The organism is Micromonospora taraxaci (genome assembly GCF_007830095.1).
In the GTDB taxonomy this organism is placed as follows: domain Bacteria; phylum Actinomycetota; class Actinomycetes; order Mycobacteriales; family Micromonosporaceae; genus Micromonospora; species Micromonospora taraxaci.
Map to the genome: position 1 here is coordinate 123780 of NZ_VIWZ01000002.1, position 22939 is coordinate 146718.

Below are 22939 nucleotides of genomic sequence, written 5' to 3' on the forward strand. Positions count from 1 at the left end.
CTCGCTCAATCCCGTGTACGAGCGGGGGCGACGCGTTGTATCGGATAGATGACACTCGACGTTGCGGGGAGTGCTGCCGAGGAGCCTGGGTAGCGACGCACGCACCACCGGGCGGGCTTTGTCAGGCAGTGACGGTGATCGTGCGCGGCTGGGCGGGCCTCGTCAGGCGGTGGTGGCCGCGCGAGTGCGACGGTGCCGGCCGTACCAGGCGATGCCGATGGCCACGCCCACGCCGACGCCGAGCGCCGCCGCGGCCACCGGCACCGCGGGTCGCTCCCGCAGGCGGCGGCCCAGCGGGATCGGGTGCCGGAACTCCAGCACCGGCCACGCGTTCTCCGAAGCCAGCTTGCGCAACTGCCGGTCCGGGTTGACCACACTCGGGTGGCCGACGCACTCCAGCAGGGGACGGTCGCTGTACGAATCGGAGTAGGCGTACGAGTCGGCCAGGTCGTAGTCCCGGGCTGCCGCCAGCTCGCTGACCGCCTCGACCTTGCTCGGGCCGGCCGCGTAGAACTCGACCTCACCGCTGTACCGGCCGTCGCGGACCGTCATCCGGGTGGCGATCACGTCGGTGACCCCGAGCAACTCGCCGATCGGCCGGACCATCTCCTCGCCCGACGCCGACACCAGCACCACGTCCCGCCCCGCCGCCTGGTGCTCCGCGATCAGGACGGCTGCCTCGGCGTACACGTAAGGGTTGATCAGCTCGTGGAGTGTCTCCGCGACGATCTGGCGGACCTGCTCCACCTGCCAGCCCTTGCAAAGCGCAGCCAGGTAGTCCCGTGTTCGGGCCATGGTCTGCTCGTCGGTGCCGCCCAGCCGGAACATCAGCTGCGCGTACGCCGACTTGACCACGTCACGCCGGGTGATCAAGCCGTCCCGGTAGAACGGCCGACCAAACGCCAGGGCGCTCGACTTGGCGATGACGGTCTTGTCCAGATCGAAGAAAGCGGCACTTCGGCCCACGGCGCGAAAGTCTAGCCGGATGGTCTATCGTCGGCGGGTGCCCGGGGTCAGGCCACCCCTCACACCTGCGGGCAGGCACCACCATCTCCGCTCCGCGTGATCGCGCTCACACTCTGCGAGGAGATTTTCGCGGTGAGTGGAGCAAGCACCACTCGACGTGACGGGCGCGCTCAGGCAAACTTGTCCGTACGACGAGCTTTCACATACCCGACAACAGGCAGACGCTCGGCGGTTGCACCCCCCGTGACCGCTGAGTGGTTCGGCTCGACCCCCCCGGAGCCGAACCTTCGACGACCCCCGTCTCCCCCCGACGGGGGTCGTCCCTTTCTGGGAGCGCTACTCCGCCGCAGCTCACAGGACGCCTCCGTCTGCGTCGAGTCTTTACGCACGTCTTGAAACCGGACACCGGCTGCCGCCGAGATCGGGATCCCGTCCGTCCGTGACGCAACGGCGTGCGGAAATTTCGTCCTGTATCCCGGCCAGATGATCTTCGGTGTCCTCACCAGTCTGGCTCGTGGATGTCCTCTTCGAGGGCCTCGACCGTGCCGTAGAAGGTGACGCTGGGCCAGGGTGGTCTCTCGGGCGAGCACTTCCAGGTGAGGTGCACCTGGGCCCAGCCACCAGAGGCCAACTCCACGACGATGTCGTCTGATGCTGTGGACCTGCCGATGACTCGGACGGTCCGGTCGTGTAGGGGATGCCCGGCGGCCACCTCGGTCAGAAGTTCGGCGTGCAGTGATTCACGTTGTTGATGTTCGGTTGGGCCACCTCGGCGTAGGTCCCACCACGGGTCGGTAAAGACGGGCTGCTCGTCCACCGGGTCGTCGTCGTATATCTCGCCGGGTTCGGAGCCGCGGCGCCTATGCATGCTTGCAATTGGTCGGGGCGATGCGCTGCCAGTCGCTTCCTGCGAGGGTGACCGGGTAGCTGATTTCTCGAACGTGCTTGTCCTCGGTCTCGACCTCGAAACCCAGGGGCAGCGGCTCCTGGAAAAACGCGACCGAGCACTCGAACAACAGCTCGACCACGAGCTCACCGGTGCCGCCAAGGGGTGACAGTCGGGGTGCCCCAGTGCTGGCTGACACCATGCCCGACCTTTCCACGGCAACCCGTCTAACGATGATCGGCGCGGGGCCGGCGTTGATCACCATCAAATGCCCGGTCATTTTGATCTGGGCGGCACCGCTGCCTCCGTCCAGGGTGACCGTTTGCAAGTTCGAGCTTCCCAAACTGGCCGATTGAGGGAAGGCCACGAGCGCGACCATCGAGTTCCGCTCCCGCTCCTCGTGCGACGCTCGCCGTTGGACAGCGAAGCCGCCGAGCAGAACGCCGACGACGAAGACGGCGACGAGCCCCAGAACCATTTTTTGTTTGGGTACGGGGTCGTCATGGGCAGTGGTATTCGACTCCGTCGGCTGATGATCGCGCTTGTCCAGGTCGATCACTGCATGCTCCACGACATGGGCGTCAGCCTAGAGTCGCTCCGCATCAGAGCGCGTCGGCCTGTCGTACAGCCGAACCCGCCCGCCGACGCCATCGGACAACGCCGACCAGCCGTCCGGGACCTTCTGCTGATTCTCAGACCACCAGCGTTCTTGGTCTGCCCCGGCTGACGGACCGGACACCGGCCCGCTAGCTCCGGGGGACCCAGAGGGAGCCGCGATCGTCGTAGCGTGTTCGGATGGTGTCGGACATGGTGCGTTACTACGACGACTTCCTGGCCGATCGGGATTGGCTCGCCGAAGGGTTGAGCTGGGCCGTGGTGCAGCCGGCGAGTGCCGAGGCCACCGTCGACGGCGTCATCGAGCGCCTTCGGGCCAGGCGTGTGGAGCCGGGTGACAGCCAGTCGGGCGAGCTCGCCGACCTGGCGCAGATTGGCCCGAACGTGGTGGTGTTCCAGGACAACGGCTGTGCGCTGAGCCGACCTGAGGTGCTGCGTTGGGCCAGCGACGGCCTGCGGGTTCACACGGTCGACTGGACCATCAACGGCAATGGCGGCCTCACCTACGCGGTGTACGGCAAGGTGCTCGCCTGGATGGACATGAACGATCCCGACCGACGGTACGGCGATGACCCGGCGGCGTTCGACGACGACCTGGCCGACGTGCGCGCGGCGCGCGGCACCGGCCAGGTGACTGCCGCGGCGATGGCGTTCGTCGAGCGGCGGACCGGCGTACGGCTGCCCGCCGAGTGGGTCGGCGACGAGGGCGCCGATCCGCAGGCCGGACCATGGGTGACGGTACGGCTCGGCTCGATCCCGCCTGATCCGAGGCCGCCCTCGAACTTCGGCCACTACGAGCCCGACCTCGACGCGCGGCTGCGCGCCTCGTCGGAGCAGGTGCGGCGTTCGGCGCTGACGCTTGCCGTGCGGGCGGTCACCACGCGGTTCAGGTTCAGCGACGGCGAGCTCGTGCAGCAGGTGGTGGACGCCGTCGAGCGGGGCGTGACCCTGGACGAGGAAGCCCGTTCGAGGATCATCCACCGCCTCAAGGTGCAGGGCGCCGACGTGCACGATTTTTCCTCCGCCGTCCACGCCCTGCACTCGGCGACGGGCAGTGGGTTGGCAGCGCTCGACGCGGTGAGTGCCGCTCGACACGCGGTTGGCGATGACTGGCCGACCGTCCGCCACGACCTGTACCGCCTGGTCCGCGAGGTCGGCTGACCACTCGACCACTGGTCATCGGCAACGCGGTAATCCTCGGGCCCTCTGCGACACAAGTCACTGTGAGAGACGCCGAGGCAGTGGGGGTTCGGGTGGGTCCACCAGCAGGGCGCGACGAGGGCTGGTTCACCAGCCTCTACGCCGCCGAGTACGCGCACATCGTCCGATACGGCCTGCGCCGGCTCGCCGACGGGGACGCCGCGGCGGAACTGGCACAGGAGGTCTTCGTCGTCGCCTGGCGTCGTCGCGTCGAGGTGCCCGACCGCAGCCTGCCCTGGCTGTACGGGGTGGCCCGGTGCCTCCTGGCCAACCAGTGGCGGACGCGACGTACCGCCCCGGACCTCCTGCCGATCAGCGACGTCGAGCTGGCTCGGCTGGGCGGTTCGTCCGGTGCGGACACCACCGTCGGGGTCGCCGACCTCCGGGCCGCCCTGGCCACCCTCGGTGAGATCGACCAGGAGATCCTCCGGTTGGTCGGTTGGGAGGAGTTGACGGTGTCCGAGGCAGCCAAGGTCCTGGGCTGTACCCGGGCAACCGCTGCGGTGCGCCTGCACCGCGCCCGCCGACGTCTCGTCGAGGCGATGTCGGACCGGCCCGCTCAGTCCCGGCGTCGTCCGGTGTTGGTGACCATTCGAGAGGATCTGTGATGTTCGGAGCAGAGCGAACCCGTACTCTTCTCGGCCCCGCCGACCCGGCCCGGAACGCCAACGTCGGGCCACCGCTGGTCTCGGCGCGCGAGCTGATCGACCGCGCCGGTGCTACCGAGCTGGTGGCCGGGCGTCGGCGCGTACGCCCGACCCGCCGGCTGGTCCTGACGGCCGGGACGCTGGCGGTCGCGGTCGGTGCCGTGGCGGTGCTCCAGCCGCTCGGCGGGGACGCACCGGACACTCCGGGGGGACCGGCGGCGGCAGCGGGTTTGGTACTCGTGCCGGTGGCGTACCAGTTCGACGCGGATCCGCCGGCGGCAGGCCCGCGGCTGCGCGCGCTCGCCGACAAGATCAAGAATGCGGGGTACGACGGCCGCGGCGGGCGTTACATGTACCACCACACCAAGGTGTGGGGCGACCCGGTGATGACGTCCGCCGACGGCCGCCACCACGTGGCCTTTGCCGACGAGAGGAAGATCTGGCGGGCCGCCGACGGCACCGGGCAGCAGACCATCGTCCACCTGGAGCCGCAGTACCCCGACCCGGAGTCTCGGGACTACTGGCAGCGCAGACCCGGTCTGGGCCCGGCGGTCGGCGTGACCCCCGCTCCGTCCGTCATCCCGCTCCCGCCCCGGGAGCTCACGCCTCCGTCGGCTGACCCGATCGAGCTGCGTGAGCTGCTGAAGGTCAAGTACGGCGCCGGGGCCGCGAGCAAGGAGGTCGCAACCCTCTATGGGCGATACGTCGTGCCACGCGCCACCCGGGCGGAGATCCTGCGCGTCCTCGCCGACGTGCCCGGCTTCCGCTGGCGCGGGGAGGTCACCGACCGCGCCGGCCGGGGCGGGGTTGCCGTCACCTTCGACGACCGCGAACACGACGCGCAGTCTCTCCTGGTCTTCGATTCCACGACAGGTGAGTTGCTCGCCAACGAACGGCTGACGATGTCGCCGGTGCGGATCAGCTCGTACCAGGTGATCCTCGAAACTGCCTGGACCGATCGGCTCGGCTGACCGCCGAAGGCAGGGCTGGCGATTTCCGGGACCGCTCTTTCGGGAGCGGTCCCGCTGTCGATGTCGACAACCGCTTCAGCTGCACAAACGTGCGCACCCGTAGCAGATCAATTGCTGTCATGGGTGTTGTCCACAGCCCGCCCGGTTGTCCACAAGCGACACGGTCGGGGAGGTTCGTGGGGCGGATTCCGAGCAGGGTCGGCGGCATACCAGAGCCCGACCGCTGGAGGCCGCGATGCCATCCCGTACCTCCGTCCCGCCGATCCGCCGGCTTCCGCTGGTCATCACCGGCGACGACGATCTGCTCGATGACGTGCTCCGGCTCGCCGCCGCAGGCGGGACCGAGGTGGAACTCGCCCGCGACCCGGCGGCCGCGCGTACCCGATGGGTTCCCGCGCCGCTGGTGATGCTCGGCATCGACCAGGCGCAGGCATGTCTGCGTGCCCGGTTGCCGCAGCGACCCCGGCTGGTGCTGGTCGGTCGGGCCGGTCAGCTCGACCCCGATTGGCAGATCGCCGAGCTGATAGGGGCCGAGTACGTCGCCATGCTGCCCGCCGCGGAATCGTGGCTGGTGGACCGGTTCGCCGAACAGGGCTCGGACGGTCCGGACGGCGTGGGGGCCCGGGTCGTCGCGGTCTTCGGCGGTCGGGGCGGTGCCGGTGCGAGCGTCCTGGCCGGTGGCCTGGCCGTGACCGCCGCGCGGGCCCGGTTACGCACTCTGCTGGTCGACGCCGATCCCCTCGGTGGTGGCCTCGACCTCGTGCTGGGCTGGGAACAGTTGGAAGGGCTGCGGTGGCCGTCGCTCACCGGCGCGGACGGGCGGGTGGACGCCCCGGCGCTGGTGCAGGCCCTGCCCAGTCGAGGTGACCTGGTGGTGCTCTCCTGGGATCGCGGCGAGATGCTGGCCCTGCCGGCGGCGGCGATGGCGGCGACAGTGGACGCCGCCCGGCGCGGGCGGGACTTCGTTGTGGTCGACCTGCCTCGACAGTTGGACGACGCGGCAGTGGTGGCGTTGCAGTCGACCGACCAGGCGTTCGTCGTCGTCCCGGCCGAGCTGCGGGCCACCGCTGCGGCGGCGCGAGTAGTGGCCGCCGCCGCCCCGCACTGCGCGGCGCTCTCGGTGGTGGTGCGCGGGCCCGCCCCCGGTCGGCTACGCGCGGCCGAGGTCGCACGGGCTCTTGGTCTTCCACTGGCGGGCACGCTGCGTCCCGAGCCGGGGCTGTGCCGAGGGCTGGAACGAGGTGAGGCACCCGCTGCCGCGGGCAAAGGACCTCTTGCCGCACTCTGCCAACGGATCGTCGCCGACCTCACCGGCGTGCCGTCGGCAGGTGCGGCATGACCGGCCGGCCGGAGGACGGCAACCTCGCCGCCCGCGTACGACAGCGCATCGCCGCCGCCACCACTCCCGTGACGCCGGCGGCGATCGTGTCCGCGGTACGGGCCGAGCCCAACGCCGCGGTACTCGGCGACACCGCAGTGCTGCGGATCGCCGACCGGGTGCGCGACGACCTCGTGGGCGCCGGGCCGCTGGCTCCGCTGCTCGCCGACCCGGAGGTGACCGACGTCCTGGTCAACGGGACGCGGGTGTGGGTCGACCGTGGTTCGGGGCTGCAACAGGTCGCGGTGCCGGTGGGCTCGGTCGAGGACGTACGCCGGCTGGCGCAGCGGTTGATTGCCAGCGCCGGCCGGAGGCTGGACGACGGATCTCCGTACGCGGATGCGCGGCTTCCCGACGGCACTCGGCTGCACGCCGTGCTGCCGCCGGTGGCGACCGAAGGTCCGTACCTGTCCCTGCGGACCTTTCGGCACCGACCGTTCACCCTCGACGAGCTGGTACGTCAGGGGACGGTGCCTCGACCTGTGGCACCGCTGCTCGCCGCCGTCGTCGCTGCCCGACTGGCGTACCTGGTGACAGGTGGGACGGGGTCCGGTAAGACGACGCTGCTCAACACGCTGCTGGGCATGGTGCCCGCCACCGAGCGCATCGTGCTGGTGGAGGACGCCGCCGAGCTGCGGCCAGGTCATCCGCACGTGGTGGGGCTCCAGGCGCGTACCGCCAATGTGGAGGGATCGGGTGTCGTCGGCCTGGGCGACCTGGTCCGGCAGGCCCTGCGGATGCGGCCGGACCGCCTGGTGGTCGGGGAGTGCCGGGGTGGTGAGGTGGTCGACCTGCTGGGTGCCCTCAACACCGGCCACGACGGAGGCGCGGGCACGCTGCACGCCAACACCCCGTCCGACGTGCCGGCCCGGTTGGAGGCCCTGGGCATGCTGGGCGGCCTGCCCCGCGCCGCGCTGCACGCCCAGGTCACTGCTGCCCTGCAGGTGCTGTTTCAGGTGCGACGAGGCGACCGGGGGCGTGTCCTGGAGTCGGTCTGCCTGCTGCTGCCGGAGGGGCCTGAGCGCCTGGTGACCGTGGTGCCCGCCTGGGTGCGTGGCAGCGGCCTCGGGTTGGCCGCCCGCGCGCTCGGGGCGCTGCTGCGGGAGCGCGGGGTGGCGGTGCCGCCGATCCTCAGCGAGCCGTGGCCCGGATCGGCAGGCCCGGCATGACCAGCGGGGCGCTGGTGGTGGCGGCGCTGCTCCTGGTGGCCGCTGCCCTGGTGGCGTGGCCGGTGCAGAGCGTCCGAGCCCGCCGACGTCGCGTGTTGGAGACGGGACGCGGGAAGGCCGGGGCCGACCCGGACGAGGCACTGGTGGAGTGGATCCGGGAACTCGGTCGTACACCGGACGGAGCTGGCGACTCGCCGACCGTGGGCCGTCCGGTCGGCATCGCCTACCAGCCACAGCCCAGCGTGACATCGGCAGCCCTCGGCTGGCCGGCCCGGGATGCCACCGGGAGACCAGGCTGGCCCGGGGAGCTGGGCGGGCCGGCCGGACCGGGCGGGTCCGTGAGGTCGACTGGTCCGGCGGGCCCGACACGTCCGCCGACCCGCCGGGACCCTCGGCGGCCAGCCGGCACCCCCCGACCGGAGGCCACGACCTCAGACGCAGGACGTGGGGGCGGCGCGACGGTGGCAGCCATTGCGATCGACGCCGTAGACGTGGTCGACGTCGAGGGCCCAGCGTCATCCGTCGAGCGGCAAGACGTGGCAGCGGGCTCCCGGAGCGCCTTGTTCAGCTCGCCCGGGGCCGAGGGGAGCGGCGATGTTGAGCCCGGTGACCAGCGGATGGCCGACACGATGATCAGCGGGCCGAGCGTCATCGCGGGAGCGCGGACCATGCGGCCGACGGCACGTGTGTTGCCGTTGGCCGGCCTCCTGGGCGGTGGCGTCGGCGCCGTGGTCGGTGGCCCGGTGACCGCGGTCGCGTTGGCCAGCTACGGCACGTTGGCAGTACGTGCCGCGCTGCGTTGGCGAACGAACCGAAGCACCGAACAGGTCCGACGACGCGGGCTGGACCAACTCTGCGGCCTCGCGGCGGACCTCCGGGCCGGCCTGCCAGTCCCACACGTGCTCGACGTCGCCGCCGACGGGCCGGACCGGCTGCGTCAGCTGATTTCAGCAGCGGTACGACTGGCGGACCGGACCGGCGCTCCGCTCGCGGAGCTCGTCGAGCGGATCGAGGCGGACGCTCGGGCGACCGACCGAGGTCTGGCCGCCGCAGCGGCACAGGCGGCCGGCGCCCGAGCCACGGCCTGGTTACTGGCGGCGCTGCCGGTCGGAGGGATCGGGCTCGGGTACGGCATCGGCGTCGACCCGGTGGCGGTGCTCCTGCACAGCAGGGTCGGTGGGGCCTGTGCGGTTCTCGCCGTCGCCCTGCAGGTCGTGGGCCTTCTCTGGGCAGAACGACTGAGCGCGACACCGGGGCGGACCGGATGACGCCCAGGAGCCCGACGAGCCAACGCGGCACAGCGAGTCGACGCAGCTCGACTGGCAAGCGCAGCGCATCCTCGATGCTGCGGCCGGACACGATCCGACTCGCGGCAGCGCTGGGTGGGCTTGCCGTGGCAGTCGTCGTCGGTGGCTGGTTCGGGTTGCTGGGCGGGGTCCCGACCGCATTCCTGCTGGATCGTCTCCTGCGGCGGATCGAGTCCCCTAGTGCCCGCAAGCGGCGGCTCCAGGAGGCGGCCGACCTGCCGCTCGCTGCTGATCTTCTCGCTGCGGCAATGCGCGCGGGTGCCCCGGTCGACCGCTCGATTCTGGCCGTAGCCGAGACGCTGGACGGGCCGCTCGCCGGTCGCCTGTCCCGTGTCGGCCGCACGCTCCTGCTCGGCGGTGGCCCGGCGGAGGCGTGGTCCGCGTTGGACGGAATACCCGGTGCGGACCGCATGACGGCAGCGGCGTTGCGTTCGGCCAACAGCGGTGCTGCCCTGGCCGGGGCGATGACCCGGCTCGCCGACGACCTGCGTGCCGACCGGGCCACCGCCGCCGAGGCGTCCGCACGCCGGGCAGGGGTGCTCATCGTCCTGCCGCTGGGGCTCTGCTTCCTGCCGGCGTTCATTCTCGCCGGCCTGGTGCCGGTGATCGTCGCTGTCCTCGGCGACGTGCTCTGACCACAACGAGAAAGGAAACAGTCATGCGCAAAATGCTCGCCCGCCTGCGCGGGGACGCCGGGATGAACACGGCCGAGTACGCGGTCGGCACGCTCGCGGCGGTCGCCTTCGCCGGCATCCTGTTGAAGGTGCTGACCTCCGGCAACGTCCAGTCGGCGTTGACCGCAGTCATCGACCGGGCACTGAAGTGAGCAGGCGCCGGCAGGCCGGCCGCCGTCCACGGCCTGGCACCTCGGGGCGGGCTGGCCGCGGCGGGTGGGGAACCGTTCAATCGGCCGCTCGCGGGGACCGAGGGTCGTTCACCGCCGAACTGGCGGCCGGCCTGCCGGCGCTTCTCCTGCTCCTGCTGGCTGGCCTGACCTCGGTCAACGCCGTCAGCGCACAGGCGAGCTGCCTCCACGCGGCCCGGGAGGCTGCGTTGGCCGCCGCCCGCGGTGAGGACGGCAGCGCTGCGGCGGGGCGCGCGGCACCGCCAGCGGCGGAGGTGTCGGTGTCCGTCGACGGCGGCCGGGTGCGGGCGACGGTGCGCGCGCCCGTCCGCACGCTGGGCGGTCGGCTACCACGGATCACCGTCGTCGCGACCGCCGTCGCCGCCGTGGAACCAGGCGTCGCCGAAGGGCACTCGTAATGTGCAGGTCAGTCCGCGTCGGGCGTGGAGCCGACACCGAGCGGGTCGACCAGGGCAGCCAGGACGGGCAGCGGGGCGGTGCGACTGTCCTGCTGCTGGCGATGGGGTTGGTCCTCGTGCTGTTCGGGACGTTCGGCGCTGCCATCGCCGTCGCCGGAATGGCCGATCAGCGGGCGATGGTGGCAGCCGATCTCGGCGCGCTGGCCGGAGCCGCCATGGCGCTCGACGGGGATGTGGCGGCCTGCGCGTCCGCTGCCGACATCGTCGCCCGCAATGCTGGCCGGATGGTCGGCTGTCACCTCGACGGGCTCGATGTGCTGGTGACCGTCGAGGTGGCGTTCACACCACTTCCCGGACTGACCCGGGTCGCCACATCGACGGCCCGAGCCGGCCCGGTACGCGCCTGAACGCGCAGGCAGTGCTGCTGCGGAAGCCGCCGGGGCAACTCCGCCCGTGCACTCGGGCCCCGATCAGCTTGGGTACCGCTTTGGAGCTGAACCGCATACGACATCAGGCGCGATGCGTTTACGACATCAGCTCTAAAGGGGGGTGCTACCCCGCCCGACCCCAACCGGTGACCGAGCCCGTGACGGCCGCCGATTGAGGGAACGCCAGCGCCAGCGACAGGGGCGGTGGGTGCGCGGGACACCGGGGCGTTCGGGGGGCGTGCCGCCGCGCGGGCCCGCTGGCCGGGGATCAGGGGCAGGGGCCGTGCCCCGGCCAGCAGCCCGAGAGATGTGAGGCCCGGTCGGTCAGCGGGCCTGGAGCGCGTCGAGGGCGACGGCCATCGCGATGACCAGACGGCGGTCGATCTGGGGGTTCTGCACCTCGACGACGTACTTGTCGCGCAGGCCCCACTTCTTGACCACGGTGAAGACCGGCTGGCCGCCGGCGGTGAAGTCGAAGTGGTACGGCAACCAGGACAGCGAGTCGACGAAGCGGCGCAGCAGTGCCACCGGCATGCTGCGCTCCTGGCCGGTCACCTGCGGAAGGCCGGCCTGCTCGACGTGCCAGGTGGAACGGAGCAACGACTGGGCGAAGTCCTTGCGGAACAGCCCGATCGGGTTGCCGGCGGCGTCGGTGACGTCGTACGTGGCGCCGAGGTCGAGGCGCTGGCGAGCCTTGAAGCCGAGCAGGGGCTGCTGCTTGGAGTCGTCGGTGTAGATCGTCACCTGCTCCTTGAAGGCGAGGCGCTTCTGCTGCGCGAACGCCAGCAGCTCACCCTCGGTGCCGTCCGCGGCGACGGCCCGGACCTCGTACTGGTTGACCATCATGCGCAGTCGCTGGCGAACGTGGAACTGGTGCTGACCTTGCAAGTTGTCGAGCTGCATCTGATCTCCTCAGGGGGACTGTGCGCCGGAGTCTCGCACAGCTCGACAAACGTCGCGCTCCCCGCCATCGACGAACACCGGATGTCGGGCGGTCGATGAGCTACCCGGCACCCCGCTGCCCGTGTCGGGGAGCCGGGGAGTCTCAGCGGCCGTCAGGGGTGGTCGCGGCGCGCACCGCCCAGGTGTTGAGGACCTGGTGGATCACCCGCAGCCGCTCGTTGATCAGCTCCAGCCGTTCCGCCTGAGCCAGGGCGGCCATCGCCGACCCGAGCGCGATCTGCTGGTCGAGGGTGAGATGGTCCTGGTCGATGGTGTAGAGCAGGTCGACGGTTTCGGCAATCGTGTCGGCCACGGCTTCTCCTCGGGCACGGGGAAATCAACAGCATGGACATCGATGGAAGCGCTCCCATGTCATTGTGCCCAGTGCCGAGCCGATTCATGCAACCGGCTACTCGGGCAGGTTCGCCAACACCACGTCGAGCACCCGGATCGCGTCCGGTTTGGAGAGCGGATTGTTGCCGTTTCCGCACTTCGGTGACTGTACGCAGGACGGGCAGCCGGTCTCGCAACCGCATTCCGCGATCGCGTCCCGTGTCGCCCGCAGCCACGCCGACGCCGTTCCGTACGCCCGCTCGGCGAACCCGGCGCCACCCGGGTGCCCGTCGTAGACGAAGACGGTCGGTGCCTCGGTGTCCGCGTGCACGGCGGTGGAGAGCCCGCCGATGTCCCACCTGTCGCAGGTCGCCATCAGCGGTAGCAGGCCGATCGCGGCGTGTTCGGCGGCGTGCAGCGCACCCGGTACGTCGGCCGACTGGACTCCGGCAAGAGCCAACGACTGCGGTGAGAGGGTGAACCAGACCGCCACCGTGCGCAGTTCCCGGGCGGGCAGGTCGAGCGGCCGGGTGTCGATCACTTCGCCGGTGGCGATCCGCCGCCGCTGGTACGACACGACCTGACTGGTCACGTCCACCTCGCCGAGGAACATGCCGACCGGTCCGGCGTCCACGTACGAGCGCACCGACACGACCGACAGGTCGGTGACGTCGCGTGCGTGGGTGGACCAGTCCGGCTCCTCGACGTGCACCAACGCGCAGCCGTCGGCCAGGTCCAGCTCGTCCACCACGTACGAGACGCCCTGGTGCAGGTAGACCGCGCCGGGGTGCAGCAGGAAGTGCGAGGAGCCGCCGTCGACCGTGCCCAGCAGCCGCCCGGTCGACGACTCCACCACGGCGATCGGTGCGCCGCCCTCGCCGCGTAGGTCCACCTCGGGGCGTTCCCGGTGCCGCCAGTACCAGCCGGTGGGCCGCTGCCGTAGCGCGCCGGCCGCCACCAGCTCGTCAACTGCCTCCTTCGCCCCGTCCCCGAAGAGCACCAGGTCGGCTGGGGTGAGCGGGGCCTCGACAGCGGCGCAGGCGAGCTGTGGTGCCAGCACGTACCGGTTGGCCGGGTCGAGGACCGTCGCCTCTACCGGCGCCCCGAAGATCGCCTCCGGGTGGTGCACCAGGTAGGTGTCCAGTGGGTCGTCCCGGGCTACCAGTACCGCGAGGGCCTCCTGCCCGGAACGCCCGGCGCGGCCCGCCTGCTGCCACAGCGACGCCCGGGTGCCCGGGTAGCCGCAGATCAGCACCGCGTCCAACCCGACCAGGTCCACGCCCAACTCAAGTGCGTTGGTGGAGGCCAGGCCGAGCAGGTCACCGTGCAGCAGCGCCCGTTCCAGCTCACGCCGCTCCTCGCGCAGGTAGCCACCCCGGTAGGCGGCCACCCGGCCACCGAGCCCCGGGACCGCGTCGTCCAGCGACCGACGGGCGTTGGCCGCCACGACCTCGGCACCCTTGCGGGAGCGGACGAACGCGAGTGTGCGTACCCCCTCGGCGACCGTGTCGGCGAGCAGGTCCGCGGTTTCGCGCAGCGCCGACCGGCGGACCTGCCGAAGGTCGTCGTGGTCGCCGGCTGCCTGGCCGGGCACCGAGGAAGAGTCGGGGGGAGCGGCGCCGGAGTCGGGGGGAAGCAGCGGCGGCTCCCAGAGTGCGAAGGTCACCCCGCCGCGCGGCGACGCGTCCTCGGTGACAGCCGTCACCGGCAGCCCGGTCAGCCGTCCGGCTGCGGTGGCCGGGTCACCGGAGGTCGCGGAGGCGAGCACGAAGACCGGGGTGGCCCCGAACCGGGCGCACTGCCGGCGAAGCCGACGCAGCACGTGCGCCACGTGCGAGCCGAACACCCCACGGTAGGTGTGGCATTCGTCGATCACCACGTACGCGAGTCGGCGAAGGAAACCGGACCACTGGGCATGCCCCGGCAGGATGCCGTGGTGCAGCATGTCCGGGTTGGTCAGCACGAACCGGGAGTGCCGGCGGATCCACTCCCGCTCGGCGCGCGGAGTGTCCCCGTCGTAGCAGGCGGGGCGTACCCCCTCCAGCTCCAGCGCGGCGACGGCCCGCAGCTGGTCGGCGGCGAGGGCCTTGGTCGGTGCCAGGTAGAGCACCGTGGCCCGGGGGTCGGCGAGCAGGGTGGCCAGGGCCGGGAGCTGGTACGCCAGCGACTTGCCGGATGCGGTGCCGGTGGCGACCACCACATGGTCGCCCTCGTACGCCAGGGTGGCCGCCTGGGCCTGGTGCTGCCACGGCGCGACCACGCCACGCCGGGTGAACGCGGCGCGGAGCTCCGCTGGTGCCCAGGACGGCCAGGGCGCGGGCACCCCGGCGCGTGCCGGCACCCGTTCCACGTGGGTGACCGGGTCTCCGGCGCCTCGGGCGCGTAGCCGGCGCAGCAGGTCGGCCGGCGCTGGCCCCGGGCCGTGACCAGCGGATACGGTGGCCGGCGACGACGACTCCAGGTCGTGGCGCGGCGTGGGACGCGCAGCGCTGAAGTCGTTGGTGGTCACGCCCTGCACTCTCGCACTGGTGTTCGGAGATGAAAAGTCGGACACCGGGGTAAGGGGAAGCTTCCGCTGGCGTTCGCAGGCCGTGCCGGCGGTAGTGGTTAGATGCCCACGAGAGTTTACGGCTCTGGCGAGGAGGACCGATGGAGCTGTCGCTGGCGACGCGCACCGTGGGTGAGCACACGGTGCTCGAGGTCGGTGGTGAGGTGGACGTCTACACCGCGCCCCGACTCCGCGAACGACTCCTCGAGTTGATCGACGGTGGCGCCCGTCACGTGGTGGTCGACCTCGGTCGGGTGGACTTCCTCGACTCCACCGGGCTGGGCGTGCTGGTCGGCGCGCTCAAGCGGCTCCGGTCGGCCGGCGGTTCGTTCGCGCTGGTCTGTGACAAGGAGCCGTTGCTCAAGATCTTCCGGATCACCGCACTGGACCAGGTGTTCCCGCTGCACCCGACGGTCGACGCGGCGATCAGCGCCGACCCGGCGGGCGCCGGCGCGTGATGGCGACAGTCAAGCTCTCGTTCTCGCCCGCCCCGGTGCACGTGCGCACCGCCCGGTTGGTCGGCGTCGCCGTCGCCCGGCGTGCCGGGGTCCGGGAGGACCTGCTGGACGAGGTGCGCCTGGCCATCGGCGAGGCGTGCACCCGGGCGGTGGCCCTGCACCGGCAGTACGGCCTCGCCGACCCGGTGCTGGTGGAGATGTCCGACGGTGGCTCGTACGCGGTGCGGGTGGTGGACCGGGCGCCGATCGAGGCGGGCATCGGTCTGACCGCGTTGCCGCCGGACGAGCTGGCCAACGAGTCGCTCACCGACGAGGCGCTGACCACCGGCGTCGGCTTCGCGCTGCTCGCCGGGTTCGTCGAGGACCTTCAGGTGCGCCCGGTCGACGAGGGCATCGGCACCGAGGTGCGGATGGTGTGGCCGGTCGGCCGCTGACCCAGTTCCGCTGCGTAGGCCGCGTCCCCTGCTGGGGATGCGGCCTTCTTTGCATGGATCGGGCCCTATATCAGATTTCGTTTCATAACACAGCGACGAAGATCATCGCGACACGGTGCCACCTGGGTGTGACCTCCAACACTGCGGAGGGCTACAGTACCCGGGTTGTCAGCAAGTGACCCATCCCGCAGCCAGCGGGTATGGGTGTTCATCGCTGGTCCGCTGGTGGGTTGGCGCGCGCTTGCGAGTCCGCATCCAGGCGTCGGTCAGTGCGTCTCCACTCACCGGCGCGATTGTTCGGTAACAGGAGGACACAGATGTCCGAGACCTTGGCCGCCGACGGCGGCGGGCTTTCCCTTACCGGAAGCAATGTCACCTACGTCGTCATCGCCGCGGTTGTCGCGCTGGTGGCGCTCGGTTTCGCTGCCGCCCTGACGAAAACGGTGCTGGCCGCTGGTAAGGGCACCGAGAAAATGCAGGAGATCTCGGGGGCCGTCCAGGAGGGCGCCTCGGCCTACCTGCTCCGCCAGTTCCGTACCCTGGCGATCTTCGTGGTCGTCGCGGTGGTGCTGCTCTTCCTGCTGCCGGTGCACGACACCGACGGCAGTGAGTTGGCAGTGAAGATCGGCCGGTCGGCGTTCTTCGTGGTTGGCGCGCTGTTCAGCGCGTTCATCGGTGGTGCCGGCATGTGGTTGGCCACCCGCGCCAACCTGCGGGTTGCCGCCGCCGCGAGAGAGCGCGAAGGTGGCCGCGAGGCCGCCATGAAGATCGCGTTCCGGACCGGTGGTGTCGTCGGCTTCCTCACCGTCGGCCTCGGCCTCTTCGGCGCCGCGCTCGTCGTCCTCGTCTACCGGGGTGACGCGCCGACCGTGCTGGAAGGCTTCGGCTTCGGTGCCGCGCTGCTCGCGATGTTCATGCGGGTCGGCGGCGGCATCTTCACCAAGGCCGCCGACGTCGGCGCCGACCTGGTCGGAAAGGTCGAGCAGGGCATCCCCGAGGACGACCCGCGCAACGCCGCCACCATCGCCGACAACGTCGGCGACAACGTCGGTGACTGCGCCGGCATGGCCGCCGACCTGTTCGAGTCGTACGCGGTGACGCTTGTCGCCGCGCTGATCCTCGGCCGGGCCGCGTTCGGCGAGGAGGGCCTGGTCTTCCCGCTGATCATCTCCACCATCGGCGTGCTGATCGCGATCGTCGGCGTCTTCATCACCCGGCTGCGGGCGTCCGACCGCAGTGGTCTGACCGCCATCAACCGTGCCTTCTACCTGTCGGCGGTGCTCTCCGCGGTGCTGGTGGCGATCGCCGCCTACGCGTACCTCCCGGCGACCTTCGGCGAGTTCGACAGTGGACTGACCGACGCGCCCGGCAACCCGCGACTGGTGGCCATCGGCGCGGTCGTGATCGGTATCGTGCTGGCCGCCGCGATCCAGGCGTTGACCGGCTACTTCACCGAGACCAACAGGCGACCGGTGCAGGACATCGGCAAGAGCTCGCAGACCGGCGCCGCCACCGTCATCCTGGCCGGCATCAGCATCGGCCTGGAGTCGGCGGTCTACTCGGCGCTGCTCATCGGCGCAGGCGTCTTCGGCGCCTTCCTGCTCGGCGGCAGCTCCATCACGCTGTCGCTGTTCGCGGTGGCGCTGGCCGGCACCGGCCTGCTCACCACTGTCGGCGTGATCGTGGCGATGGACACCTTCGGGCCGATCTCCGACAACGCCCAGGGCATCGCCGAGATGTCCGGTGACATCGACGAGCACGGCGCGCGCACGCTGACCGAGCTGGACGCGGTCGGCAACACCACCAAGGCGATCACCAAGGGCATCGCGATCGCCACGGCCGTGCTCGCCGCGACCGCGCTGTTTGGCTCGTACACCGACACGCTCAGCAGCGCGTACGCGACCGCCGGTGTGAACGACGTCGGCAACGAGATCCTCAACGCGCTGAACGTGGCGAACCCGCGCAACCTGGTCGGCCTGATCATCGGTGCGGCGGTGGTCTTCCTCTTCTCCGGTCTGGCCATCAACGCGGTGTCCCGCTCGGCCGGTGCCGTGGTGATGGAGGTCCGCCGGCAGTTCCGTGAGCTGCCCGGCATCATGGACCGCACCCAGCGCCCGGAGTACGGCAAGGTCGTCGACATCTGCACCCGGGACGCGCAGCGCGAGCTGATGACCCCCGGTCTGCTCGCCATCCTGGCGCCGATCGCTGTCGGCTTCGGCCTCGGGCCGGGCGCGCTCGCGGCGTACCTGGCCGGTGCGATCGGTGCCGGCACGCTGATGGCGGTGTTCCTGTCCAACTCCGGTGGGGCCTGGGACAACGCCAAGAAGCTGGTCGAGGACGGCGCGTACGGCGGCAAGGGCTCCGAGTCGCACGCCGCCACGGTCATCGGCGACACCGTCGGTGACCCGTTCAAGGACACCGCCGGCCCGGCGATCAACCCGCTGATCAAGGTGATGAACCTGGTCTCGCTGCTGATCGCACCCGCCGTGGTGGCCTGGAGCGTCGGCGACGACCGCAACGTCGGCCTGCGGATCGGCATCGCCTTGGTGGCGACGCTGATCATCGTGGCGTCGGTGGTGTTCAGCAAGCGCAAGGGCATCGCGATGTCCGACTCCGACGCCGACGGCAACACCGGCGCGGGCAGCACCGACCACCGGCCGGAGACGGTCAACGCCTGACCTGGCATGGGCGAGGGGTCCCCGGTCGACGTACGCGTCGACCGGGGACCCCGGCCGTCCGGCCCGGTGCCACACCTCGCCGAAGGCCGTACGCTGCAACGCATGCGTACGTGCCGGGCGTCTGCCGCCGGAAGGTTCACGGTGGTCCTGGCCACGATCGTCGTCGTACTCGCCGGTTGCGGCGGCGGGCCCAGCCCACGTGCGTGGGCGGCATCGGTCTGCGGTGCGCTCACCCCGTGGCGGTCCGAGATCAGCAAGCTGACCAGCAGCACGGACGAGCAGATGACCGCGCAGACCACACCGGCACAGGCCAAGGAGAACCTGGTGCGGCTCTTCGGCGGGGCGGCGCAGGCCAGCGAGGCCGCACGCCGCAAGGTGGAGCAGGCGGGCATCCCGGAGACCGACAACGGCGAGGCGATCTCGGCGGGTTTCCGCAGCTCGCTGGGGAAGATGCGGGACGCCTACGGCCGCGCCCGGGACACCATCGACGGGCTGGGCACCGGCGAGCCGACCGTCTTCTACGACGGCGTGCGGGCCGCGGTGGAGACCCTCAACAAGGAGTACGACGCCAGCGCGCTGGACACCAGCAAGCTCAACTCCGAGGAGTTGAAACAGGCCTTCGACGAGGTGCCGGAGTGTCGCTGAGCGGGTTCGGTGACACTCCGAAGGCGGAACCGCCCCCGGCGCTGTTCCCCGCGCCCGAGGCGGACGCGCCCACACCCGCACGACGGCGCGGCGGCCCGGCCCGCAACGGTCCTTCCTCCCAGGGTGACGAAGCCGGCCGGCAACTTGTCTTCTTCGGCGCTGAGGCAGCCGAACCTGCGGTCGCCGACCTGGCCGGGTTGCTCGCCGGGCCGGGCGAGGTGGTCCGGATGGGTGGTACCGCCCGTCTCTCGGTGCAGGTGGACGCCGCGTGGCGGGTGCACGTGCTCGTCGCCGAGTTAGCGGCACGGGGGTTGGCGGCGAGCTGGGAGCCGACCGAGGGCGAGCGGCACGCCGTCCGTACGTCGTACACCCGGGTCCTGAAGCCGCTCGCGGTCGCCTGGCTGCACGGTTCGACGAAGCGCCCGCCGGCCACCTTCCACCTGACCGGGCGGAGGTTGCGGCTGTGGCTCGCCGCCGCCGGTACGCCGGAGCCTCCCGATGGCTTCCTGTTGTGGCTGGGCGCCGACGAGCAGGAGTGCTGGGAGCCGATCGGCGTCGCGCTCGCCGCGGCGGGGCTGGCGGGGAAGCTGCTCGGCCCGGGGGAGGGCGGCCCGGCGTACCGGATCACCGGCCGCCGCCGGTTGGCCCGGCTAGCCGAGTTGGTCGGCGCGCCACCGCGCGCAGCGCCCCCCACCGCCTGGCCCCCCACGCGCCCCTAACCACCCCCGCACCCCCCTCAACGCGTCGATCATGGAGTTGTGGTGGGGACCTACTGCTCGTTGAGGGCTAAAACGCCCACCACAAGTCCATGATCGACCACGGTTCGGGGCGGCGGCCGGGTGTCTGGTGTTGGACATTGGGCCGGGGAATCCGGGCGGGAACGGGCGGGTTGGACCTTGCCTGAGGGCCCGGGATCGTCACGGTGACCCTCTCGGAGCCCTACCCACGGTGTACGGTGGCGCCGTCCGGCAGTGCCGAAGCGGTTTACCGCCCCCGAAACCCGAAACGTGGGCGGCGCGTTACGTTGGACATCCGGACCGTCGGTGCGACGGCGGGGTCGAAAGCGGTCGCTGCCCGGGCGCCGGCAGGCCACGAGCAGGAGTGAGGTCGGGGAGAGACGTGCCTAGCAACGCTGGAACCACCCGTCTGGTCATCGTCGAGTCACCGGCGAAGGCCAAGACGATCTCGGGCTACCTTGGCCCGGGGTACGTCGTGGAGGCCAGCTTCGGTCACGTCCGCGACCTGCCGCGTAACGCCGCCGACGTGCCGGCCAAGTACAAGGGTGAGCCCTGGGCCCGGCTCGGGGTGGACGTGGACAACGGCTTCCACGCGCTCTACGTCGTCTCCGCCGACCGCAAGCAGCAGATCAGCAAGCTGGTGAAGCTGGCCAAGGAGGTCGACGAGATCTTCCTGGCGACGGATGAGGACCGCGAGGGCGAGGCGATCGCCTGGCACCTGGTCGAGACGCTCAAGCCCAAGGTCCCGGTCAAGCGGATGGTCTTCCACGAGATCACCAAGCCGGCGATCCAGGCGGCCGTCGCCAACCCCCGGGAGATCGACCGCGACCTGGTCGACGCCCAGGAGGCACGGCGGATCCTCGACCGGCTCTACGGCTACGAGGTCTCCCCGGTGCTGTGGAAGAAGGTCATGCCGAAGCTCTCGGCCGGCCGGGTGCAGTCCGTGGCGACCCGCATCGTGGTCGAGCGGGAGCGGCAGCGGATGGCGTTCCGCACCGCCGAATACTGGGACATCCTGGCCACCCTCGCCGTGGCCGACGCCGGCGAGGGCCCGCGCGCCTTCAACGCCACCCTGATCGCGTTGAACGGCGACCGGATCGCCACCGGTAAGGACTTCGAGCCGACCACCGGCAAGGTGAAGCCCGGCGCGGGCGTCGTGCACCTCGACGAGGGCGGCGCTCGTGGGCTGGCGGCCCGACTGGAGGGGCGGCCGTTCACCGTCACCCGGGTCGAGGAGAAGCCCTACCGTCGCCGCCCGTACGCGCCGTTCATCACCTCGACCCTCCAGCAGGAGGCGGCCCGCAAGCTGCGCCTGTCGTCGCAGCAGACGATGCGCACCGCCCAGCGGCTGTACGAGAACGGCTACATCACCTATATGCGTACCGACTCGGTGAACCTGTCGGAGACCGCCATCTCGGCGGCCCGCCGGCAGATCGTCGAGCTGTACGGCGAGCGCAGCGTGCCGCCGGAGCCGCGTCGCTACACCGGCAAGGTGAAGAACGCGCAGGAGGCGCACGAGGCGATCCGCCCGGCGGGGGACAACTTCCGCACCCCGGGCGAGGTCGCCAAGGAGTTGTCGGCCGAGGAGTTCAAGCTCTACGAGCTGATCTGGCGGCGGACGATCGCCTCGCAGATGACCGACGCTGTCGGTTCCAGTGTCTCGGTGCGCATCCGGGCGGTCTCCACCTCCCAGGAGGAAGCCGACTTCGGGGCGACCGGTAAGACGATCACCGACCCGGGCTTCCTGCGCGCGTACGTCGAGTCCAGTGACGACGAGAACGCCGAGGCCGAGGACGCCGAGCGCCGCCTGCCCAACCTGGTCAAGGACCAGCCGCTGACCGCCGACCAGTTGGCCGCGCAGGGTCACCACACCCAGCCGCCGTCGCGCTACACGGAGGCGTCGCTGGTCAAGGCCCTGGAAGAGCTGGGCATCGGCCGCCCGTCCACCTACGCGTCGATCATGCAGACGATCCAGGACCGGGGGTACGTCACCAAGCGCGGCCAGGCGATGATCCCGACCTTCCTGGCCTTCGCGGTGATCGGGTTGATGGAGCGGCACTACCCCCGCCTCATCGACTACGACTTCACCGCCTCGATGGAGAACGAGCTCGACGAGATCGCCGGCGGCGACCACGCCGCTGTCGACTTCCTCACCGCGTTCTACTTCGGCAGCTCCAACGGTGCCGGTGACCAGGACATCGCCCGCTCCGGTGGGCTCAAGAAGCTGGTCACCGAGAACCTCAGCGACATCGACGCCCGCAGCGTCAACTCCATCCCGCTCTTCACCGACGACGACGGCCGTGAGGTCGTCGTCCGGGTCGGCCGGTACGGGCCGTACCTGCAACGGGAACTGCCCGGCGGCGAGCAGCCGGCACCGGCCGCCGAGGGTGAGGAGGGCGGTGCCCAGGGCGACCGGGCGCCGATCCCCGAGGGCCTCGCCCCGGACGAGCTGACCCCGGAGAAGGTCCACGAGCTGTTCCTCGGCGGCGGCGGCGAGCGCAAGCTCGGCGACGACCCGGCCACCGGGGAGCCGATCGTGCTCAAGTCCGGCCGGTTCGGCCCGTACGTGTCCAGCGGCGAGCGCAAGTCGTCCCTGCTGCGTACGCAGACACCGGACTCGCTGACCCTGGAGCAGGCACTCAAGCTGCTCAGCCTGCCCCGGTTGATCGGTGTCGCGCCGGACGGCGTCGAGGTCTTCGCCAACAACGGTCGCTACGGCCCGTACGTCAAGCGGGGCGAGGAGTTCCGTTCGCTGGAGTCCGAAGAGCAGATGTTCACGGTCAGCCTGGACGAGGCGCTGGCCCTGCTGGCCGCTCCGAAGACCCGTGGCCGGCGGGCCGCCGCGCCGCCGCTGCGTGAGATGGGCGTCGACCCGGCGACAGAGAAGCCGCTGGTGATCAAGGACGGTCGCTTCGGTCCGTACGTTACCGACGGGGAGTTCAACGCGTCGCTGCGACGCGGGCAGACGCCGGAGGCGCTGACCCTCGAGGAAGCCTCCGAGATGCTCGCCGAGAAGCGGGCCAAGGGTCCGGCGCCGCGGAAGAAGGCGGCGGCGAAGAAGGCCCCGGCGAAGAAGGCCACCGCGGCGAAGAAGACGGCGGCCACGAAGAAGACGGCCGCCGCCAGCAAGTCGACCGCCGCGAAGAAGACCACCACCGCGAAGGCGACGACGGCCAAGAAGGCCCCGGCCAAGAAGGCCGCCCCGCGTAAGGCTGCGACCAGCACCGAGTAGGTCGGCGCCACCCTGGTTCGCTGTAGATCTTGGACAGTTTCCGTTCCGCCGAGACGGAAACTGTCCAAGATCTGCGTCATCCGGTGTTCCGTGTCACGGTCG

Annotated in this window: 21 protein-coding genes and 1 pseudogene; 16 read left to right on the forward strand and 6 right to left on the reverse strand. The window is 70.9% G+C overall.

Annotated elements, in window-relative coordinates:
* Positions 1–162: 162 nt before the first annotated feature.
* The 3 genes from FHU34_RS29680 to FHU34_RS29690 form a co-directional block, all read right to left on the reverse strand.
* Positions 163–966, reverse strand: a complete 804-nt coding sequence (locus FHU34_RS29680) for an HAD family hydrolase (protein WP_145785949.1) — start codon at positions 964–966, stop codon at positions 163–165.
* Positions 967–1465: 499 nt separating this feature from the next.
* On the reverse strand, positions 1466–1834 hold the full coding sequence (locus FHU34_RS29685; RefSeq protein ID WP_244312049.1) for a hypothetical protein: 369 nt from the start codon (positions 1832–1834) through the stop codon (positions 1466–1468).
* Positions 1827–2411 (reverse strand): hypothetical protein, encoded by a 585-nt coding sequence (locus tag FHU34_RS29690; protein ID WP_145785950.1) that lies wholly within the window; start codon positions 2409–2411, stop codon positions 1827–1829. Before FHU34_RS29690 ends, FHU34_RS29685 begins: the two co-directional genes overlap by 8 nt.
* 236 nt (positions 2412–2647) lie before the next feature.
* Between FHU34_RS29690 and FHU34_RS29695 the strand changes: the two genes are divergently transcribed.
* The 10 genes and pseudogenes from FHU34_RS29695 (at position 2648) to FHU34_RS29740 (ending at position 10809) form a co-directional block, all read left to right on the forward strand.
* Positions 2648–3628, forward strand: a complete 981-nt coding sequence (locus FHU34_RS29695) for a DUF6461 domain-containing protein (RefSeq protein WP_145785951.1) — start codon at positions 2648–2650, stop codon at positions 3626–3628.
* A 92-nt stretch (positions 3629–3720) separates the two neighbouring features.
* The gene (locus FHU34_RS29700; RefSeq protein WP_167524983.1) at positions 3721–4275 is read left to right on the forward strand and encodes an RNA polymerase sigma factor; all 555 of its coding nucleotides are present in this window, start codon (positions 3721–3723) and stop codon (positions 4273–4275) included.
* The gene (locus tag FHU34_RS29705; RefSeq protein ID WP_145785952.1) at positions 4275–5285 is read left to right on the forward strand and encodes a CU044_5270 family protein; all 1011 of its coding nucleotides are present in this window, start codon (positions 4275–4277) and stop codon (positions 5283–5285) included. Before FHU34_RS29700 ends, FHU34_RS29705 begins: the two co-directional genes overlap by 1 nt.
* A 235-nt stretch (positions 5286–5520) precedes the next feature.
* On the forward strand, positions 5521–6624 hold the full coding sequence (gene ssd, locus FHU34_RS29710; protein ID WP_145785953.1) for a septum site-determining protein Ssd: 1104 nt from the start codon (positions 5521–5523) through the stop codon (positions 6622–6624).
* Positions 6621–7832, forward strand: a complete 1212-nt coding sequence (locus tag FHU34_RS29715; protein ID WP_145785954.1) for a TadA family conjugal transfer-associated ATPase — start codon at positions 6621–6623, stop codon at positions 7830–7832. Before ssd ends, FHU34_RS29715 begins: the two co-directional genes overlap by 4 nt.
* A gap of 617 nt (positions 7833–8449) precedes the next feature.
* Positions 8450–9100, forward strand: a pseudogene (locus FHU34_RS29720) (type II secretion system F family protein); the annotation flags it as partial.
* On the forward strand, positions 9097–9774 hold the full coding sequence (locus FHU34_RS29725; RefSeq protein ID WP_145785955.1) for a type II secretion system F family protein: 678 nt from the start codon (positions 9097–9099) through the stop codon (positions 9772–9774). The pseudogene FHU34_RS29720 and the gene FHU34_RS29725, both read left to right, overlap by 4 nt.
* Positions 9775–9797: 23 nt before the next feature.
* The gene (locus FHU34_RS29730; protein ID WP_088986723.1) at positions 9798–9965 is read left to right on the forward strand and encodes a DUF4244 domain-containing protein; all 168 of its coding nucleotides are present in this window, start codon (positions 9798–9800) and stop codon (positions 9963–9965) included.
* Between the two features lie 119 nt (positions 9966–10084).
* Positions 10085–10402, forward strand: a complete 318-nt coding sequence (locus tag FHU34_RS29735; protein ID WP_167524996.1) for a TadE family type IV pilus minor pilin — start codon at positions 10085–10087, stop codon at positions 10400–10402.
* On the forward strand, positions 10402–10809 hold the full coding sequence (locus FHU34_RS29740; protein ID WP_145785957.1) for an Rv3654c family TadE-like protein: 408 nt from the start codon (positions 10402–10404) through the stop codon (positions 10807–10809). The genes FHU34_RS29735 and FHU34_RS29740 overlap by 1 nt, the downstream gene beginning before the upstream one ends.
* Before the next feature lie 345 nt (positions 10810–11154).
* Here FHU34_RS29740 and FHU34_RS29745 read toward each other — a convergent pair whose 3' ends face one another.
* The 3 genes from FHU34_RS29745 to FHU34_RS29755 all read right to left on the reverse strand — a co-directional run bounded on the left by FHU34_RS29745 (position 11155) and on the right by FHU34_RS29755 (position 14566).
* Positions 11155–11733 carry an LURP-one-related family protein gene (locus FHU34_RS29745; RefSeq protein ID WP_145785958.1) on the reverse strand — a complete coding sequence of 193 codons (579 nt, stop codon included), beginning with the start codon at positions 11731–11733 and terminating at the stop codon, positions 11155–11157.
* Positions 11734–11875: 142 nt separating this feature from the next.
* Positions 11876–12085 carry a hypothetical protein gene (locus FHU34_RS29750; protein ID WP_145785959.1) on the reverse strand — a complete coding sequence of 70 codons (210 nt, stop codon included), beginning with the start codon at positions 12083–12085 and terminating at the stop codon, positions 11876–11878.
* Between the two features lie 96 nt (positions 12086–12181).
* Positions 12182–14566: a DEAD/DEAH box helicase gene (locus tag FHU34_RS29755; RefSeq protein WP_425280599.1), complete on the reverse strand. Its 2385-nt coding sequence runs from the start codon at positions 14564–14566 to the stop codon at positions 12182–12184.
* 188 nt (positions 14567–14754) lie between these two features.
* Between FHU34_RS29755 and FHU34_RS29760 the strand changes: the two genes are divergently transcribed.
* The 6 genes from FHU34_RS29760 to topA all read left to right on the forward strand — a co-directional run bounded on the left by FHU34_RS29760 (position 14755) and on the right by topA (position 22837).
* On the forward strand, positions 14755–15111 hold the full coding sequence (locus tag FHU34_RS29760; RefSeq protein WP_088986718.1) for an STAS domain-containing protein: 357 nt from the start codon (positions 14755–14757) through the stop codon (positions 15109–15111).
* Complete coding sequence (locus FHU34_RS29765; protein ID WP_030334228.1) at positions 15108–15545, forward strand: ATP-binding protein; 438 nt, start codon at positions 15108–15110, stop codon at positions 15543–15545. The genes FHU34_RS29760 and FHU34_RS29765 overlap by 4 nt, the downstream gene beginning before the upstream one ends.
* 317 nt (positions 15546–15862) lie before the next feature.
* Entirely contained in the window at positions 15863–18223 is a 2361-nt protein-coding gene (locus FHU34_RS29770) for a sodium-translocating pyrophosphatase (protein WP_145785961.1), read from the forward strand.
* 102 nt (positions 18224–18325) lie between these two features.
* Positions 18326–18868, forward strand: a complete 543-nt coding sequence (locus FHU34_RS29775; protein ID WP_145785962.1) for a nucleoside/nucleotide kinase family protein — start codon at positions 18326–18328, stop codon at positions 18866–18868.
* Positions 18859–19587 (forward strand): hypothetical protein, encoded by a 729-nt coding sequence (locus tag FHU34_RS29780; protein ID WP_145785963.1) that lies wholly within the window; start codon positions 18859–18861, stop codon positions 19585–19587. Before FHU34_RS29775 ends, FHU34_RS29780 begins: the two co-directional genes overlap by 10 nt.
* 400 nt (positions 19588–19987) lie before the next feature.
* On the forward strand, positions 19988–22837 hold the full coding sequence (topA, locus tag FHU34_RS29785; protein ID WP_145785964.1) for a type I DNA topoisomerase: 2850 nt from the start codon (positions 19988–19990) through the stop codon (positions 22835–22837).
* The last annotated feature ends 102 nt before the right edge of the window (positions 22838–22939 follow it).

Coding starts and splice junctions, on each gene's coding strand:
- FHU34_RS29685 (WP_244312049.1), bottom strand. CDS start 1,834: ATGCATAGGCGCCGCGGCTCCGAACCCGGCGAGATATACGACGACGAC.
- FHU34_RS29695 (WP_145785951.1), top strand. CDS start 2,648: ATGGTGTCGGACATGGTGCGTTACTACGACGACTTCCTGGCCGATCGG.
- FHU34_RS29705 (WP_145785952.1), top strand. CDS start 4,275: ATGTTCGGAGCAGAGCGAACCCGTACTCTTCTCGGCCCCGCCGACCCG.
- ssd (WP_145785953.1), top strand. CDS start 5,521: ATGCCATCCCGTACCTCCGTCCCGCCGATCCGCCGGCTTCCGCTGGTC.
- FHU34_RS29715 (WP_145785954.1), top strand. CDS start 6,621: ATGACCGGCCGGCCGGAGGACGGCAACCTCGCCGCCCGCGTACGACAG.
- FHU34_RS29725 (WP_145785955.1), top strand. CDS start 9,097: ATGACGCCCAGGAGCCCGACGAGCCAACGCGGCACAGCGAGTCGACGC.
- FHU34_RS29730 (WP_088986723.1), top strand. CDS start 9,798: ATGCGCAAAATGCTCGCCCGCCTGCGCGGGGACGCCGGGATGAACACG.
- FHU34_RS29740 (WP_145785957.1), top strand. CDS start 10,402: ATGTGCAGGTCAGTCCGCGTCGGGCGTGGAGCCGACACCGAGCGGGTC.
- FHU34_RS29745 (WP_145785958.1), bottom strand. CDS start 11,733: ATGCAGCTCGACAACTTGCAAGGTCAGCACCAGTTCCACGTTCGCCAG.
- FHU34_RS29760 (WP_088986718.1), top strand. CDS start 14,755: ATGGAGCTGTCGCTGGCGACGCGCACCGTGGGTGAGCACACGGTGCTC.
- FHU34_RS29770 (WP_145785961.1), top strand. CDS start 15,863: ATGTCCGAGACCTTGGCCGCCGACGGCGGCGGGCTTTCCCTTACCGGA.
- FHU34_RS29775 (WP_145785962.1), top strand. CDS start 18,326: ATGCGTACGTGCCGGGCGTCTGCCGCCGGAAGGTTCACGGTGGTCCTG.